Origin of the sequence: Rhizobium sp. BK418, from assembly GCF_004341105.1 — a bacterium.
Taxonomy (GTDB): domain Bacteria; phylum Pseudomonadota; class Alphaproteobacteria; order Rhizobiales; family Rhizobiaceae; genus Rhizobium.
This window is the reverse complement of the sequence record NZ_SLZK01000001.1, coordinates 58,971-75,621: the sequence shown is the minus strand read 5'-3', so window position 1 is coordinate 75,621 and position 16,651 is coordinate 58,971. Positions and strand designations below refer to the sequence as shown.

Below are 16,651 nucleotides of genomic sequence, written 5' to 3'. Positions count from 1 at the left end.
CAGCCAAATGGAAGGGCATGTTTTCGTTGCGGGTAACCTAATGAAGAGAGCCGTTTTGATCCTGTCTGCCTTCGGTCTGGTGGCCGCGGCCTGGGGCAGCGCTGCATCGCAGCTGCCCGGCGAAGGCGCTCCCGTACCCACCGTCAAGCCGCTGGCTTTCGTGCCGGAAACCGCCTCTTTCCCCGAGGCGATCACCACCGGCGCAATCCCGCGCAACCCGGCGATCGCGCCCGTCAACAGCGATTTGAAGGCGGGCCTCGATGCGCTCTCCAACAAGGATCCGCAGCAGGCGCTCGCCATCCGCAACACCATGACGGCGGGAACGCTCGACCGTCATATCCTGACCTGGGCAATCGCCACGTCCGGCCTAAAGGGCGTCCCTTCGTATGAGATCGCCAGTGCCTCGGACGAGCTGAAGGGATGGCCGGGTCTGGAACGTCTGCGCGGCAATTCCGAACGGGCGCTTTATGACGAGAATCCCGCCCCTGCGGCGATACTGAATGCCTTCGGCGATACGGCGCCCGAGACGCCGCAGGGTGCGATGATCCTATCGCGTGCGCTAGTGGCGACCGGCAAGTCTGCGCAAGCAGCAAAATATATCGGCAAGATCTGGCGCGGGCAGGTGCTCGACAAGGCAACCGAAGACAAGATCCTGGCCGAATTTGCCGGCCTGCTGACCGTCGCGGACCATAAGACGCGGATGGATTACCTGATGTATCGCGGGCGGGTGGCGCAGGCCAAGCGCTTCGGCGACATGGGGCAGGCGCAGTCGCTCTACAAGGCCTGGGCTGCCGTCGACAACAATGCGGGTAATGCCGGTGCATTGCTGAATGCTGTCGAAGCCAAATGGCGCAGCGATCCAGGCTTTCTCTTCGCGCGCATCGAATATCTGCGCAAGCAGGACAAGTATCTCGAGGCCGCCAAGCTGCTGCAGCAGATGCCGCGCGACCGAACCGAACTGATGAACTCAGGCGAATGGTGGAACGAGCAGCGGATCGTCAGCCGCGGCCTCGTCGACCAGGGCCAGTTCAAGGCAGCCTACGAGATCGTCGCCGCCTCCGTCGCGACGGTGCCGGCGGATATCGTCGAAGCACAATTCCATGCCGGCTGGTACGCGTTGCGCGGTCTGCAGGACCCGACGACGGCTGAGACACATTTCCGCAAGATCCTGCAGGTTTCCAACGGCCCGCTGTCCGTCTCCCGAGCCTGGTATTGGCTCGGACGCGCTGCGGAGGCTGGCGGGCCGGGCAAAGCCAGTGAATTTTTCGCCAAAGCCGCGAATTTTCCCGGCACTTTCTACGGTCAGCTTGCCGCCGAAAGGCTCGGGCGCAAGACATTGAACGTCACCTATCCGGCGCCGACAGCTGCCGACCGTCAGAACCTGCAGCAGCGTGAGGCCGTGCAGGCAATCGGACGGCTGGAGGCAGCAGGTCATGGTTGGCGTGCGGCAGCCATTTACCTGGCACTTGCCGACCAGCTTCAAAGCCCCGGCGAGCTGGCGATCCTGACGGCCAAGGCCGAGCAGGCGGGCGACCATCACCTTTCGCTGCAGATCGGCAAGATCGCCTATGGACGCGGCATCGATGTCGCAGCACTTGCCTTCCCAGTCGGTGTCATACCCGCCAATGCCAATATTTCCGGCTCGGGCAAGGCACTCGCCTATGCGATCGCCCGGCAGGAAAGCGCCTTCAATCCGGCTGCCGTTTCCGCCGCCAACGCCCGCGGCCTGCTTCAGCTTTTGCCTGGCACCGCTCAGGCCGTCGCCAAGCGGCACAACATCACCTATTCCAAGGACAAGCTGACGGCCGACGCCGGCTATAACGCGACGCTCGGCGCGCATTATCTCGGCGAACAGATCGAAGCCTTCGGCGGTTCCTATATCCTGACCTTCATCGCCTATAATGCCGGACCGAAGCGCGTGCCGGAATGGATTGGGCGTTATGGCGATCCGCGTGGCAAGCCGGTCGATGAGATCGTCGACTGGATCGAGCGCATCCCCTTTCCCGAAACGCGCAATTATGTGCAGCGGGTGATGGAGAATTACGAGGTCTACAAGGTTCGCCTTGGCCAGACCCCGGATATCGAGCGCGATCTGATCGGCGGGCGCAGCGCGACCTAAGGCCGATTGGCAGGCCTGCCGAAAGCACGTTACATCTCCTCTGGCACACCGGATGGAGATGTCATGCGCGACGAAGACAAGAACGCATTCACCGAAAAATTCTTTACTTCGACTGATGGGTTGAAGCTTTATGCCCGCGACTACCGGGCGGCAAGCCGAGACATCAATCGATTGCCTGTCATCTGCCTGCCGGGCCTTACACGCAATTCTCGCAATTTTCATGAACTTGCCTTGCTGCTGTCACAGGACGCGGCCTCCCCGCGCCGTGTCGTCGCTCTCGATTATCGCGGGCGCGGCATGTCCGAGCGGGATGCGAACACGACGAATTACAATCTGGCGGTCGAATGCGCCGACGTGATTGCCGCCTGCGCCGCACTCGGCATCGACCGCGCCATCTTTATCGGCACATCGCGCGGCGGGCTGATCCTGCATCTGCTGGCGGGAATGAAGCCGGAACTGCTGGCGGGCATAGTTTTTAACGATATCGGACCGGTCATTGAGCCGGTCGGGCTGATGGCGATCAGGGACTATCTCAACCGGGATCGCAAACCTCTTTCCTGGAGTGATGCGGTTGACATCCTCAAGGAGAACTATGCCGCTGCCTTCCCCGTGCTCGCCGTCAACGACTGGCTGAATATGGCGCAGGCCATCTATAGGGAGCAGAACGGCGTACCAGTTGCCGATTGCGATCCTGATATTGCCGAGCAGCTGAAAACAATCGATTTCAGCAAGCCCCTCCCCGACCTTTGGGCGCAGTTCGAGAGCCTGCGTGCCATGCCGCTGCTGGTTATCAGGGGAGCGAATTCCGATCTGCTATCGCCGCAGACAGTGGATGAAATGGCGAAGCGGCATCCTGATATGGTGCAGATCATGGCGAGAGGCCAAGGCCATGCGCCGCTTCTGCATCTGGGAGACATTCCGGACACGATCAGGATGTTTATCGGCAAGCTGAGTTGAGCTTTCGTGATGCCGCCTAGCGCGGACATCAAAACACCACTCGTTATAGTGAAGGCGTCGACCATAAAAAAAGCCCGGCTCAAAAGCCAGGCTTCTCTATGACCGAAGTCAACTCGAATTAGAACGAGCGCTGCAGACGGAAGTAACCGGTCGTGACGTCGTCGCCATCTTCCGGATCCAGGTACTGGACGGAAGCTTTGGCGTAGAAGTTGTCAACGATCTGGTAGTCAACCGTCAAACCGACCTTCCAGGCATCGCCAAGACCGTCGAAGTCGTCAGGAGCGCCAAGCTTGGCCGGGGTGCCCCAGTAGTTACCGTAGTACTGAACACCGGGAGTGATCTTCAGCTTGTCGGTAGCCTTGATGGCGTATTCGGCAGCAACTGCCCATTCAGACTGCGAGTAGTAGGAGTTCGGGCCGCTGGAGTAGACAGCTGCGAGGCCGAGCGTGCCCGGGCCGAGTTCAGCCGTACCCATTGCGCGGATTGCGCCGTCTTCGTTGTCGAAGTCCCAGCCGCCGGTGACCTGGTAGCTGAAGGCGCCAGCCTTGCCGCCGATGCCAAAGGCAACGCCGACGTTGTTCGGCTCTTCGCCAGTCTTGAAGACGCCGTCTTCCAGTTCGTCGACGCTGAGGCCAGCGTAGAAGGAACCGGTTTCGTACTGATAACGGATGGAGTTATGCAGCGTTACGACGGAACCGATATCGTCCGTCTCGCCGGAGAGACCATCGTCCCACCAGGAGTAGAAGAGACCAGCGCGGAAGCCCGCGACGTCGAGGTAAGCGGAGTCGAGCTTAGCAACTTGGGTCGATGCGTTGTCGGCATTGGTCTGAAGAACGATCACGCCAGTGAGCGGGCCGTATTCGGTGTCGCTCTTGGCGGTGAACTGAAGCTGACCGCGGGTTACAGCATCCCAATCCGAGTCGCCGCCGACGTTTTCGCCAGCGTTAACCTGGAAACGGATGTAACCGTTGATCTTCAGGCAGGTTTCCGTGCCAGGGATGTAGAAGTAGCCGGTGCCGTAAGCGTCGCAGACGCGAACGTATTCAACCGGTTCCGGCTCGGCTGCAACGATTGCGTCAGCAGCCTGAGCGCCGGAAACTACTGCCATAGCGGCAGCAGAGCCAAGAAGAAGGCTCTTGATGTTCATAATGACCTCCAATTCAAGTTTCGATCGGAGGTAAGATCACGCCTTACGGCGTTTCCCTGCCCTACCCCCGGTGTTTGAAGAAGTCGGGCGGTCAGGCCCTTGCTTCCGAGGCTGAAAATACAAGACGGCGGCTGTCACGCAATCACCAACTTGTGTTCAAGAGGGGTTTACGAAAGCCTTACCGAAACGCTGTTGCTGAAAGGCCACAAGTTGGGCAATGGGGCCGCCGTTTGTTTAAGCTTTGTTAAGAAAGTTCTTATTTTCCCAGCGTTTATCGGGATTTCACAAGGCGAAGAGGCGCCTACTCGTGCCAAATTGGCACCACTTTCCAGCCAGATTCGGCTTTTCAAGGTGACCGGTTGAGGACTGACGGACGTTCCGCCGTATGAAAAGCCGAAACCGATTTCAGCTTTGGCCGACGCGGGACAACTGATTCCCATACGCGATTCGCCTGGCGAGCATCGCGATGCTGGGACGGCGCGTGCGCCAGGGAGAATTTCGAACAGGGAAAATTGGCAGCGGAAACAGAAGCCGTGCAAAAAACCGCGGCGTTATCAATGGAGAGCAATGGCGGAGAAGATGCCAGCAAGCCGGATCATCATCGTTCCCACTGTGGCCGGCTGGCTGGCGACTCTGGGCCAGGCGATTCCAGGCCGCCGATCGACGAAGTCCGTTCATCGAAGGTTCAGCCCTGAAAGCTCAAGGTGAAAACCTGAGAGGATACGTCGATGAGGAAGCTATTATCAGCACTCGCAGCCGTTGTCCTGGCTGCATCTTTCGCCCTGCCGCTAAAGGCAGCCCCGATCTTTCCGCCGACTCCCGAACAAGTGCAGATCGGCAGTGTCGAGCTGATCCGACACCGGAGCCATCATTGGCGGGCAGATCGCTACTGGAACCACCGTTACGCTTACCGTTCCTGTGGATATTATGGCAGGTGCTACAACAGATACCCTCGGTATTACGGCTATAGGTACCCTGGGTATTACGGCTATCGATATCCCGGGTACTACGGCTACCGCGATTATCCCGGGTATTACGGCTATCGCGATTATTACCATCGCCGGCCAGGAGTGAGTTTATATTTCCGCTTCTAGCCGGTCCTAGCATTTCGCAGGAGGCGGCATGCTTCAACCTCCGGCCTTCAGGACCGATGGCGGTCGCCAACGCCGCCCAAGGCATCTGCCTGAATGCTGCCTGCCCGCTTCAGCGCGGGCGGCATTTTTACGTCCAAAGACGCACCAAAATTCAAGAGAAAAAGAAAAATTACAGCACAAATTCAGCCTAACCCGGCTGCGGCAGGCGAAAATTGTGTGATGGCAACTGTCATGGTCTGATCGGCATCCGCTTCCATCTATCTGATTTCCTTTAATCAAAAGATAGATGGCGGAGAAGATGGGATTCGAACCCACGATACGCTTTTGACGTATACTCCCTTAGCAGGGGAGCGCCTTCGACCACTCGGCCACCTCTCCGGTGGGAGCCCTGATATGGGTATTCTCCCGTACGATCAAGCTTTTTTTGAAGTTTTCACATGTCCTTTATCTAGGTCATCGATAGAATGATGACAGTGCAAAAATACAGGCGCCTCAGAGGCCCTTATGCGGGCAGGCGTCAGACCAGCAATTGCTTCAGATCCGCTGCGGGATCGGCGAGAATGGCGCGGTCGGGATTGATGTCTGATTCCAGCATCTTCTTGCCTGACACGTAAGCTTTCGCATCGTTGATGGCATCGACGGCGATCAGCCTGCCTTCTCGGAAGTACCAGACCGAACTTGCGCCGTCGCGTGCACCGGGTCGCAGCAGCGTGTCGTCATAGCCCATATTGAAGCCGGCGATCTGCAGTTTCACATCATACTGGTCGGACCAGAACCAAGGTTTGGGATCATAGGGATCGTTGCCGCCGGCAATGAGGGCCGCCGCTGCCTCGGCCTGATCCACAGCGTTCTGGACGGATTCGAGCCGAATGCGGCCGCCCCGCCAGGGCAGGCTGGCGCAATCGCCGGCCGCATAGATCGACGGATCCGACGTGCGGGCGAACTCGTCGACGATGATTCCGTTGCCGACGTCGAGCCCCGCCTCCTTGGCGAGAAGATCGTTGGGCACCACGCCAATGCCGACGATGACGAAGTCCACGTCGATGGTGCTCCCATCGGAGAGTTCGGCACCTGCAACGTGGCCGTTCTTGCCGATGAGATGTTTCAGGCCGGTCTTTTCGCGAATCGTCACATCATGGCTCTTATGAATCGCGCGCATGATGTCGGCGGTTTCTTTCGCGGCAACGCGCTGCAGGATGCGGTCGGCCATTTCGATGACGGTCACTTCGAGACCGAGATGGCGGGCGACTGCTGCGGCCTCAAGGCCGATGTAGCCGCCACCGATGATGAGCACGCGACGGCCGGGGCGCATCTCCGCGGCCAGCAGATCGGCATCGCGCTTGTCGCGGGCGATATAGACGCCTTCCAGATCGCCGCCGATCGCTGCCGGCAGCCGGCGAGGCGTCGAGCCTGTTGCGAGCGCCAGCGTGCCGTAATCGAGAACAGAGCCGTCCTGCAGCAGGACCTGTTTGCTCTCGCGCTTGATCTGCTCGGCCCATGTCGACAGGCGGATCTCGACATTATTATCGGGATACCAATGCTCGGGGCGGAACAGCAGGCGGTCGAAGGCCATCTCGCCGAGCAGATATTTCTTCGACAATGGCGGGCGCTGATAGGGAAGCACGTCCTCCGCGCCGATCAGCGTGATCGGACGCTCATCCTTCAGCGTGCGCAACTTGGCGGCCAATGCGAAGCCCGCCTGCCCCGCGCCGATGATTACCAGTCTGTCCGTCACGATGTCACTCCCGAAATATGCGGCCCTTCACCAGAGGCAAGGCCTATCCCCTACCCCGAACGCCGTCAACGGAAGCGAGATCTGTGCTTCAGCCGATCTCGATCCACCGGCGCTCATGGAAAGACTGTGCCATGGCGTGAACCGACTTCTCTATCCTGAGACCGTCTTCGAATGTCACGATAGACGCCGGCTCTCCGGAAATCGCCCGCATCAGCTCGCGGCATTCGATGATCTTCAGGTCATTGAAGCCGAGGCCGTGGCCGGGTGCCGGAATGAAGCGATCATAGGGCTGATGGGCGGGTGCCGCCAGTATCTTGCGGAAGCCCTGTTCGGAGCTGCGCCCCTCGGCCTGGTAGAGCTCGAATTCGTTCATGCGCTCTTGATCGTAGAGGATCGAGCCCTTGGAACCATAGATCTGCAGAGCGATGCGGCCCTTGCGGCCCCAGGCAGCACGGTTTGCCATCAAAACCGCGGAAATGCCGCCACCGAGGCGCATCAGGACATTGGCCGCATCGTGATTCTCCACCGCGCGGCGGCCGCCTTCCTTCACAGGGCGGTCGCCATAGGGCTTCACCATATCGGTGGTGACGGCCTCGACGTGGCCGAAGAGATACCAGAGCAGCGACAGCGGATGGACGGCGAAATCGTCGAGTGCGCCATAACCGGCGGACAGTTCGCTCTTCCAGTAGAAGAAGACATCCGGATCGGCCATGAAATCCTCGTCCATTTCGACGCGGATATGATTGACGGCGCCGATCGCGCCTTCGCCGATCAGCGTCTTTATATGCCGCATGATCGGGTTCTGGATATAATTGTAGCCGAGCACGGCCACCTTGCCGGACTGCCGGGCAACGGCAAGCATGCGTTCGGCATCGGCATAGGCTGGCGCCATCGGCTTTTCGCACCAGACATGCTTGCCGGCCTCAAGGGCCGCGATCGCCATTTCGGCGTGGAACTGGTTGGGTGTCGTGACGGAGACGACATCGACGTCAGGATCGGCAATCAGCGCCCGCCAGTCAGCGGTCGCCTTTTCGAAGCCGAACTCGCTAGCGCGGGCGCGCGCCAGTTCCGCATTGGCCTCGGCGAGATGCACGAGGCGCGGCCGCTCGACATCGCCGAACACGGTTTTCACCGCATTCCATGCCAGCGCATGGCACTTGCCCATATAACCGGTGCCGATCAAACCGATGCCGAGTGGCTTCATATCAAGGTCTCCTCCTCAAATTTCGCGAATTTTTGGAATATTTGGACCGTTTTGACAAGCATGTCCTGAAGCATCACTTCACTCCGCCTCGCGCTAGGCTGTCCAAAACCGTTGAAATTCATGGGATTAAAAACAATTAGGCGCTCCGCACGAAATCGTCTATGCTTCGAAATATGGAATATTTGTTTCATCTCCCGAGCCGTCAGCATGGATAGTGATCCCCAGAGAGCGCGTGTGCCACGCGATTTCGAAAGCCTACGCAGCACCATCATCGAACGCAAGGCGAGCATGCCGAAGCGGTTGGCGCAGGTCGCCGCCTTCGCGCTCGGCAATCCCGATGAAATCGCCTTCGGCACGACGGCAAGCATTGCCGCCGCTTCGGACGTGCAGCCCTCCACGCTGGTGCGCCTTGCCCACCACCTCGGTTATGAAGGCTTCTCCGACCTTCAGAGCATTTTTCGCGAGCGGCTGCGCGACCGGACGCTGAGCTATGAGGAGCGCCTCGTCACGCTGGAGCAGTCCGGCGGGGATGACGAAGATGCCACCCTGCTTGCCGGCTTCATCTCCGCCGCAAGCCAGTCCGTGAACCGGCTTGCAGCGACGGTGCAAACCGACACCTTCGCCAAGGCGGTCGATATTCTGGCGAGTGCCGAGACCATCTACCTCATCGCCAAGCGGCGTTCCTATCCGCTGACGGCGCATATGACCTACGCTTTTTCCAAGCTGCACATTCGCCACCAGATCGTTGCCTCGCCGAATGGCGTCGATCCGGAGATGGTGCAATTCGCGACACCGCGCGATGCGGCGATTGCGGCGAGCTTCTCGCCCTATGCCGCCGACAGTCTCAGCCAAAGCCAGGAGTTGGCCGATCGCGGCGTGCCGGTCATCGCGATCACCGATTCGGCCTTTTCGCCGCTGGCCGCCTGCGCGACACATTGGTTCGAAGTGGCAGAGGCTGATTTCGGCGGTTTTCGTTCGCTCTCCGCATCGATGGCGCTCACCATGGCGCTGCCGGTCGCCATTGCCGAGCGGCGACGCAAGCTGCAGCATTCCAAATCCGCAAAGGCAAAAATGGAATAAATATTCCGAATTGACAAAGATACGGAACCGATGTTTCATTATTAGAAATTCGCGGGCATACCGGACCGTGTAAGAAACTAGCGGGAGGACATCATGGTACAATCGAATCCGGACGCGCCGGAGCCGTCTCTTGACGTGATCACCATCGGCCGATCCTCCGTCGACCTCTACGGCCAGCAGATCGGCTCACGGCTCGAAGATATCGGTTCGTTTGCCAAGTCCGTCGGCGGCTGCCCGGCCAATATCGCGATCGGCACGGCAAGGCTCGGGCTGAAATCGGCATTGATCACCCGCGTCGGCGCCGAGCAGATGGGCCGCTTCATCATCGAACAGTCGGCGCGCGAAGGCGTCGAGACCAAGGGCATCAAGACGGACAAGGACCGGTTGACGGCGCTGGTGCTGTTGGCGGTGGAGGCCGAAGGCGTTTCGCCGATGATCTTCTACCGGTCCGACTGCGCCGATATGGCGCTCGACGAAGACGATATAGACGAGGATTTCATCAAGTCCTCGCGCGCGGTACTCGTCTCGGGCACGCATTTCTCCCGCCAGAATACGGAAGCCGCACAGCGCAAGGCGATCCGCATTGCCAAGGCCAATGGCCGCAAGGTGATCTTCGATATCGATTACCGACCGAACCTCTGGGGCCTTGCCGGCCATGCCGAGGGCTTCGAGCGTTACGTGAAGTCCGACCGCGTGTCCTCGAAGATGAAGGAGACGCTGCCGGACTGCGATCTGATCGTCGGCACCGAGGAAGAAATCTTGATTGCGTCGGGCGCGGACGATGTTCTGGCCGCACTGAAGGAAATCCGCCGCATCTCTCCGGCAACCATCGTGCTGAAGCGCGGGGCCATGGGCTGTATCGTCTATGACGGCCCAATCAGCGACAATCTGGAAGACGGCATCGTCGGTCAGGGTTTTCCGATCGAAGTGTTCAACGTACTCGGCGCCGGTGACGCCTTCATGTCCGGCCTGCTGCGCGGGTGGCTGAAAGATGAGCCGCTTAAGACCTGCGCCACCTGGGCGAATGCCTGTGGCGCCTTTGCCGTCTCCCGGCTGCTCTGCTCGCCGGAATATCCGACCTGGGCGGAGCTCGACTTCTTCCTCAAGAACGGCAGCAAACATCGCGCGCTGCGCAAGGACGAGGCGATCAATCATATTCACTGGGCCTCGACCCGCAAGGGCGAGATACCGCTGCTGATGGCGCTGGCAGTCGATCATCGTTCGCAATTGACCAGTGTCTGCGATGAACTTGGCGTCGATTACAAGCAGATCGTCGCCTTCAAACGGCTTGCCGTGGAAGCCGCGGCACGCGTTGCCGATGGCCGTCGAGGTTACGGCATGCTGATCGACGAGCGCTTCGGCCGCGATGCCTTCTTCGATGCAGCCACCAAGAATTTCACCTGGATCGGCCGCCCGGTCGAGCTTCCGGGTTCCAAGCCGCTGCGATTCGAATTCAGTCAGGATATCGGCTCGCAACTGGTGGAATGGCCACTCGACCATTGCATCAAATGCCTGTGCTTCTATCATCCGGTCGATCCAGCCGACTTGAAGACGGAACAGCAGGAGAAACTGCGCACGCTTTTTGAAGCGGCTCGCAAGGTCGGACGCGAGTTGCTGGTCGAGATCATCTCCAGCAAGAACGGGCCGCTGACCGATGATACGGTTTCGACTGCGCTCGAAGAGCTTTATGCGCTCGGCATCAAGCCGGACTGGTGGAAGCTGGAACCGCAGGCCTCGACCGGCGCCTGGAGGAAAATCGATGCAGTGATTGCCAAAAATGATCCGTTGTGCCGCGGTATCGTGCTGCTGGGGCTGGAGGCCCCTGCGGACGAGCTGGTGAGGGGATTCGAGGCAACGCTGGCTGCCCCTTCGGTCAAGGGCTTTGCGGTTGGTCGCACGATCTTTGCCGAGGCGGCGCGCGGCTGGCTTTCGGGCAAGATCAATGACGAGGAAGCGATCACCGATATGGCAGGCCGCTTCAAACAATTGACAGAGGCCTGGCTGAAAACGCGCGGGCTTCGGTAGAAGTAGATTTAGACCCCTTCCCAACCCCTCCCCACAAGGGAGGACTTAACTTGGGGCACCGCCTAACGCCACAGCAAGCGTCCTCTGGATGAAATGTTGCAGCGGAATGCGGAGAGCCCGGCAGGTTAGCCCCCCCCTTGTGAGGAGGGGTTGGGGAGGAGAACAGATAGAGCGAAGGTTCGGGAGGACCCGATGAGTAAGACAATCCGTTTGACGATGGCGCAGGCCGTCGCGCATTTCCTCAAAAAGCAGATGACGATCGTCGACGGCAAGAAAGTGCCGATCTTCGGCGGCGTCTGGGCAATCTTCGGCCACGGCAATGTCGCGGGCATGGGCGAAGCGCTCTATCAAGTGCGTCAGGAACTGCCGACCTACCGCGCTCATAACGAACAGGGCATGGCCCATGCGGCAATCGCCTATGCCAAGGCGAGCTTCCGCAAGCGTTTCATGGCCTGCACGACCTCGATCGGCCCCGGCGCGCTGAACATGGTGACGGCGGCTGGTGTGGCGCATGTGAACCGCATCCCGGTCCTCTTCCTGCCCGGCGACATCTTCGCCAATCGCGCGCCCGATCCGGTGCTGCAGCAGATCGAGGATTTCGGCGACGGCACGGTATCGGCCAACGATGCCTTCCGCCCGGTCTCGCGCTATTTCGACCGCATCACCCGGCCGGAACAGATTATCACGGCCTTGAAGCGCGCCATGCAGGTGCTGACCGATCCGCTCGATTGCGGCCCGGTGACGCTGTCGCTCTGCCAGGATGTTCAGGCGGAGGCCTTCGACTATCCGGAGAGCCTGTTCGACGAGAAGGTCTGGACGGTGCGCCGTCCGCAGCCGGATGCCGATGAGCTTGCCAATGCGATCGCACTGATCAAGGCGTCGAAGAAGCCGGTCATCGTTGCCGGCGGCGGTGTTCTCTATTCGCAGGCGACCAAGGAGCTTGCAGCTTTTGCCGAGACACACGGCGTTCCCGTCGTCGTGACGCAGGCGGGCAAATCGGCGATCGACGAGCGCCATCCGCTGGCGCTCGGCTCGGTGGGGGTGACCGGCACCTCGGCCGCCAATGCCATCGCCGAGGAAACCGATCTGGTGATTGCCGTCGGCACGCGCTGCCAGGATTTCACGACGGGCTCCTGGGCGCTCTTCAAGAATGAAGGTTTCAAGCTGCTCAGCCTCAATATCGCAGCCTATGATGCGCTGAAGCATGACAGCCATCCGCTCGTCGCCGATGCCCGCGAAGGGCTGAAGGCGCTCTCTGCGGGTCTCTCCGGCTGGAAGGCGCCGGCGGCACTCGCCGAGAAGGCTGCTAGGGAAAAGAACATCTGGATGGAGGCTGCCGCCAAGGCCATGGGCACCACCAATGCCGCCCTGCCCTCCGATGCGCAGGTCATCGGCGCGGTCGCTCGCTCGATCGGCGGCGAGAAGACCACGCTGCTTTGCGCCGCCGGCGGTCTGCCGGGCGAATTGCACAAGCTGTGGCCGGCCACCGTTCCCGGCAGCTACCACATGGAATACGGCTTCTCCTGCATGGGCTATGAAATCGCCGGCGGCCTCGGTGCCAAGATGGCGCATCCGGAAAAGGAAGTCGTCGTCATGGTCGGCGACGGTTCCTACATGATGCTGAATTCCGAGCTCGCGACCTCGGTCATGCTCGGCTTGAAGCTCAATATCGTGCTGCTCGATAACCGAGGTTACGGCTGCATCAACCGCCTGCAGATGGCAACCGGCGGCGCCAACTTCAACAATCTCTTGAAGGACGCCTATCACGAGGTCATGCCGGAGATCGATTTCCGCGCGCATGCGGAAGCGATGGGCGCCATCGCGGTAAAGGTGTCCTCGATTGCCGAGCTCGAACAGGCGATCGCCGATTCAAAGAAAAACGATCGCACCTCGGTCTTCGTCATCGACACCGATCCGTTGATCACGACCGATGCCGGTGGCCACTGGTGGGATGTCGCGGTGCCGGAAGTCAGCCCTCGTGGTGAGGTCAACAAGGCGCACGAAGCCTATGTGAAAGCACGCGCGGCCCAGCGCGTCGGCTGATCGATCATTCTCAATTTTCTGGAGGAGCGGAAACGCTCCTCCACACTATTTTCAAGGAGACCATAGATGAAGGCCAAGCTCGGCATGTCGCCCATCGCCTGGTGGAACGACGACCTTCCCGAACTCAGCGACGATGTATCCCTCGAAGAATGCCTGCGGCAGTCGCGCACCGCCGGCTTTACCGGCATGGAGCAGGGTCGCCGTTTCCCCAGCAATCCTCAGGAAATGCTGCCGATCCTGCGCGCGGCCGATGTGACGCTCTGCGGCGGCTGGTTCTCCGGCACGCTGGTCAATGAGGAACTTGCGGCCAACAAGGACCGCATCCAGCCGATGATCGAGCTCTTCAAGGCCGTCAATGCGCCCTGCATCGTCTATGGCGAAGTCGGCCGCTCCATCCAGGGCGATCGCTCCAAGCCGCTCGCGACCAAGCCGCGCCTTGCCGATGACGAGATGAAGGCCTATGCGCGCCGCGTCACCGAATTCGGCGAATGGTGCGCCGATCAGGGTATGCCGCTTTCCTACCACCACCATATGGCCGCAGTCGTGGAAACCGAGCCGGAACTCGACGCCTTCATGAAGAATTCAGGCGAAGGCATTCCGTTGCTGCTCGATGCCGGACATCTCGCCTTTGCCGGCGGCGACGTGCTGCGCGCGATCGACAACCACCACGCGCGCATCAACCATGTGCACGTCAAGGATATCCGCAAGGCCGTCGTTGAGGGGCTCGATCGCAGCAAGCAATCCTTCCTCGATGCGGTGGCGCTCGGCGCCTTCACCGTGCCGGGCGACGGCTCGCTCGATTTCGGCGCGATCGTCAAGCGGTTCGCCGATTACGGTTATGAAGGCTGGTTCGTCGTCGAGGCCGAGCAGGATCCGCGCAAGGCACCGCCGCAGAAGATGGCGGAGATCGGTCATGCCGAATTGATGCGGGTGATGACGGCGGCTGGTTATACGGTGGAGACGGAAGGTTTCCCGAAGGGGTAACGGAACAGAAAGACCCCTCCCCAACCCCTCCCCACAAGGGGGAGGGGCCGAACGAGCCTCCCCATAAGTGCCACAAGCGATCTTTGCAAAAGTCACTGCGGGGATGTGGAGGGAGACGGTGCGTGAGACTTAGCCCCTCCCCCTTGTGGGGAGGGTTGGGGAGGGGAATTTTCCAGGTAACGGAGGAGAAACACCAATGCCAAATCTCAAGGTGAAACCGTCTGGCAAGAATGGCCGAGTCACGCATGTCACGCCGGAAAACGCCGGCTGGACCTATGTCGGCTTCGACCTGTACCGCCTGAAACCGGGCGAGACGGCCTCCGGCGAAACCGGCGAGCGGGAAGTCTGCCTCGTCTGGGTGAGCGGCAAGGGCAAGGCTTCGGCCGGCACGAAGGATTTCGGCACGCTTGGCGAGCGCATGAGCCCCTTCGACGGCGCGCCGCATGCTCTTTATATCCCAATGGAATCGGCATGGTCTGTCACGGCCGAGACGGATCTTGAGCTTGCCGTCTGCTCGGCACCCGGCGGCGGCACCTATGAGGCCAAGGCCATTCCGCCCGGCACACATCCGCCGCTGACCCGCGGCAAGGGCACCAACGTGCGCTACGTCAACAATATCATGCCGGAAGACGATAGTTCGGCACATTCGCTGCTCGTCGTCGAGGTGATCACGCCGGGTGGCCACACCTCCTCCTATCCGCCGCACAAGCATGATCAGGACAACCTTCCGCACGAAAGCCTGCTAGAAGAGACCTATTACCACCGGCTCAACCCGCCGCAGGGCTTCGGCTTCCAGCGCGTCTATACCGACGACCGCTCGCTCGATGAGGCGATGGTGGTGGAAGACGGCGACGTGACGCTGGTGCCCAGGGGTTATCACCCGTGTGCGGCAACGCATGGCTATGATCTCTATTATCTCAATGTCATGGCAGGGCCGAAGCGCATCTGGAAGTTTTACAATGCGCCTGAGCATGAGTGGCTGCTGAAAGCCTGATACGGCGGCAGATCGCTAAATATTCTGACAGCGGGCGGGCCGTGCAGATGGTTCAATGCCTCCATCCAAACGCAATGGATGGAGGAACACCATGCGCAGCCCAGATCTTACATTCTGCACTCAGACCAACCGCCAGACGGAAACGCCGCAATCCAGGCTTATTGCCGGCCTTGCTGACGGATTCCGCTGGATGGCGCGCAAACTCGCCGAGCAGCGCCGCCGCAGTGCCGTCATGGAACTGTCCGACGATCAGCTGAAGGATATTGGCCTCTCCCGCGGCCAGATCGAAAGTGACGTGCATGTCTCAAGCCACTACTGGAACAACAAGGGATTGTGATAGGGTGATGCGGCGGGCAACGCTCGCCGCGCAAAAACCCGGAAAGACCGATGTCGCAATTTTCGACCGCATTGCTCTTGAAGACGAAGACTGTCGCGATCCGTGACGTTGTCTGCAATGGCGAATGCCGTCACAAGAGCGATGAGGAATGCGCGCATAAGACCAGCCTCGTCTATCCCTATCGCGGCGTCTTCATGCGCCATGTCGGGCGCAATGACACTGTGGCAGAAGCCAATCAGATGTTGTTCTTCAATGCCGGGCAAGGATACCGCATCAGCCATCCCGTCGACGGTGGCGATGCCTGCATCGATCTGTCGATCGATCAGGCCCTGCTTGCCGAGCTTGCACCGAGGGATCAGGTGCAGGCCGGTGAGCTGTTCGGTTTCAAACGCCAGCGCCGTCGTATCGATCCGCGCGCACAGGCGCTCGTTGCGCTTCTTCGCCATGGCTTACGCCGTGGTGCCGCAGAGACGCTGGAGGCGGAAACGCTGGCGCTAACCCTTGTGCACCGCTCTCTCGGCGAGCGCACCTCGCATGCAGCGGGTGCCAGCGCCGGGCGACAGAAGCTTGTCGACCGGGCGAAGCTCGTGCTCTCCTCTGATCTCGCGCGACGCTGGACGCTCGCTGATATCGCCACGGAGGTCGGCGTTTCACCTGTTTATCTCACACAGGTCTTCCAGCAGGTAGAGGCTATTCCGCTCTATCGCTACCAGCTCCGGCTTCGGCTTGCCCGCGCGCTCGATCTTCTCGCCGAGTATGAGGATCTGACGGCGCTAGGGCTCGATCTCGGCTTTTCCAGCCACAGCCATTTCACCTCATCCTTCCGCCAGACCTATGGTCAGACACCGGCGGAGTTCCAACGCGCAACGCGGCTTCGGGCTTAAAGTCGCTAAAGAATTCGACAGCGGCGGGAAGGCTTTCGATGGTCTTAT

Annotated in this window: 13 protein-coding genes and 1 tRNA gene; 10 read left to right on the top strand and 4 right to left on the bottom strand. The window is 60.3% G+C overall.

Going from position 1 to position 16,651, the window contains the following annotated elements; all coding sequences use genetic code 11:
- The first annotated feature begins 40 nt into the window (after nucleotides 1–40).
- A complete protein-coding gene (locus tag EV281_RS00335) occupies nucleotides 41–2,119 on the top strand; it encodes a lytic transglycosylase domain-containing protein (RefSeq protein ID WP_132650997.1) in 2,079 nt (692 codons plus the stop codon).
- A 63-nt stretch (nucleotides 2,120–2,182) separates the two neighbouring features.
- The gene (locus tag EV281_RS00330) at nucleotides 2,183–3,076 is read left to right on the top strand and encodes an alpha/beta hydrolase (RefSeq protein ID WP_132650996.1); all 894 of its coding nucleotides are present in this window, start codon (nucleotides 2,183–2,185) and stop codon (nucleotides 3,074–3,076) included.
- Nucleotides 3,077–3,194: 118 nt separating this feature from the next.
- Here EV281_RS00330 and EV281_RS00325 read toward each other — a convergent pair whose 3' ends face one another.
- A complete protein-coding gene (locus EV281_RS00325; protein ID WP_132650995.1) occupies nucleotides 3,195–4,223 on the bottom strand; it encodes a porin in 1,029 nt (342 codons plus the stop codon).
- Between the two features lie 1,187 nt (nucleotides 4,224–5,410).
- Between EV281_RS00325 and EV281_RS30980 the strand changes: the two genes are divergently transcribed.
- Entirely contained in the window at nucleotides 5,411–5,557 is a 147-nt protein-coding gene (locus EV281_RS30980; protein ID WP_165911817.1) for a hypothetical protein, read from the top strand.
- A 47-nt stretch (nucleotides 5,558–5,604) separates the two neighbouring features.
- On the opposite strand, the gene EV281_RS00315 is transcribed toward EV281_RS30980, so the two are convergent.
- From EV281_RS00315 to EV281_RS00305, 3 genes are all read right to left on the bottom strand, one after another.
- Nucleotides 5,605–5,695: transfer RNA gene (locus EV281_RS00315), tRNA-Ser, on the bottom strand.
- 139 nt (nucleotides 5,696–5,834) lie between these two features.
- Nucleotides 5,835–7,052 (bottom strand): FAD-dependent oxidoreductase, encoded by a 1,218-nt coding sequence (locus EV281_RS00310; protein WP_132650993.1) that lies wholly within the window; start codon nucleotides 7,050–7,052, stop codon nucleotides 5,835–5,837.
- Between the two features lie 88 nt (nucleotides 7,053–7,140).
- Nucleotides 7,141–8,256 carry a Gfo/Idh/MocA family oxidoreductase gene (locus EV281_RS00305; protein ID WP_132650992.1) on the bottom strand — a complete coding sequence of 372 codons (1,116 nt, stop codon included), beginning with the start codon at nucleotides 8,254–8,256 and terminating at the stop codon, nucleotides 7,141–7,143.
- 207 nt (nucleotides 8,257–8,463) lie between these two features.
- Here EV281_RS00305 and EV281_RS00300 point away from each other — a divergent pair, with 207 nt between their 5' ends.
- From EV281_RS00300 to EV281_RS00270, 7 genes are all read left to right on the top strand, one after another.
- Entirely contained in the window at nucleotides 8,464–9,336 is an 873-nt protein-coding gene (locus tag EV281_RS00300) for a MurR/RpiR family transcriptional regulator (RefSeq protein ID WP_132650991.1), read from the top strand.
- A gap of 93 nt (nucleotides 9,337–9,429) precedes the next feature.
- Entirely contained in the window at nucleotides 9,430–11,361 is a 1,932-nt protein-coding gene (gene iolC, locus EV281_RS00295) for a 5-dehydro-2-deoxygluconokinase (protein WP_132650990.1), read from the top strand.
- A gap of 192 nt (nucleotides 11,362–11,553) precedes the next feature.
- Nucleotides 11,554–13,404, top strand: a complete 1,851-nt coding sequence (gene iolD, locus EV281_RS00290) for a 3D-(3,5/4)-trihydroxycyclohexane-1,2-dione acylhydrolase (decyclizing) (RefSeq protein ID WP_132650989.1) — start codon at nucleotides 11,554–11,556, stop codon at nucleotides 13,402–13,404.
- A 66-nt stretch (nucleotides 13,405–13,470) separates the two neighbouring features.
- On the top strand, nucleotides 13,471–14,388 hold the full coding sequence (iolE, locus tag EV281_RS00285; RefSeq protein ID WP_132650988.1) for a myo-inosose-2 dehydratase: 918 nt from the start codon (nucleotides 13,471–13,473) through the stop codon (nucleotides 14,386–14,388).
- A 196-nt stretch (nucleotides 14,389–14,584) separates the two neighbouring features.
- Nucleotides 14,585–15,382, top strand: a complete 798-nt coding sequence (gene iolB / locus EV281_RS00280; protein WP_132650987.1) for a 5-deoxy-glucuronate isomerase — start codon at nucleotides 14,585–14,587, stop codon at nucleotides 15,380–15,382.
- A gap of 91 nt (nucleotides 15,383–15,473) precedes the next feature.
- On the top strand, nucleotides 15,474–15,719 hold the full coding sequence (locus tag EV281_RS00275) for a DUF1127 domain-containing protein (RefSeq protein ID WP_132650986.1): 246 nt from the start codon (nucleotides 15,474–15,476) through the stop codon (nucleotides 15,717–15,719).
- Nucleotides 15,720–15,769: 50 nt separating this feature from the next.
- Nucleotides 15,770–16,603, top strand: a complete 834-nt coding sequence (locus tag EV281_RS00270; RefSeq protein ID WP_132650985.1) for a helix-turn-helix domain-containing protein — start codon at nucleotides 15,770–15,772, stop codon at nucleotides 16,601–16,603.
- Nucleotides 16,604–16,651: the final 48 nt, after the last annotated feature.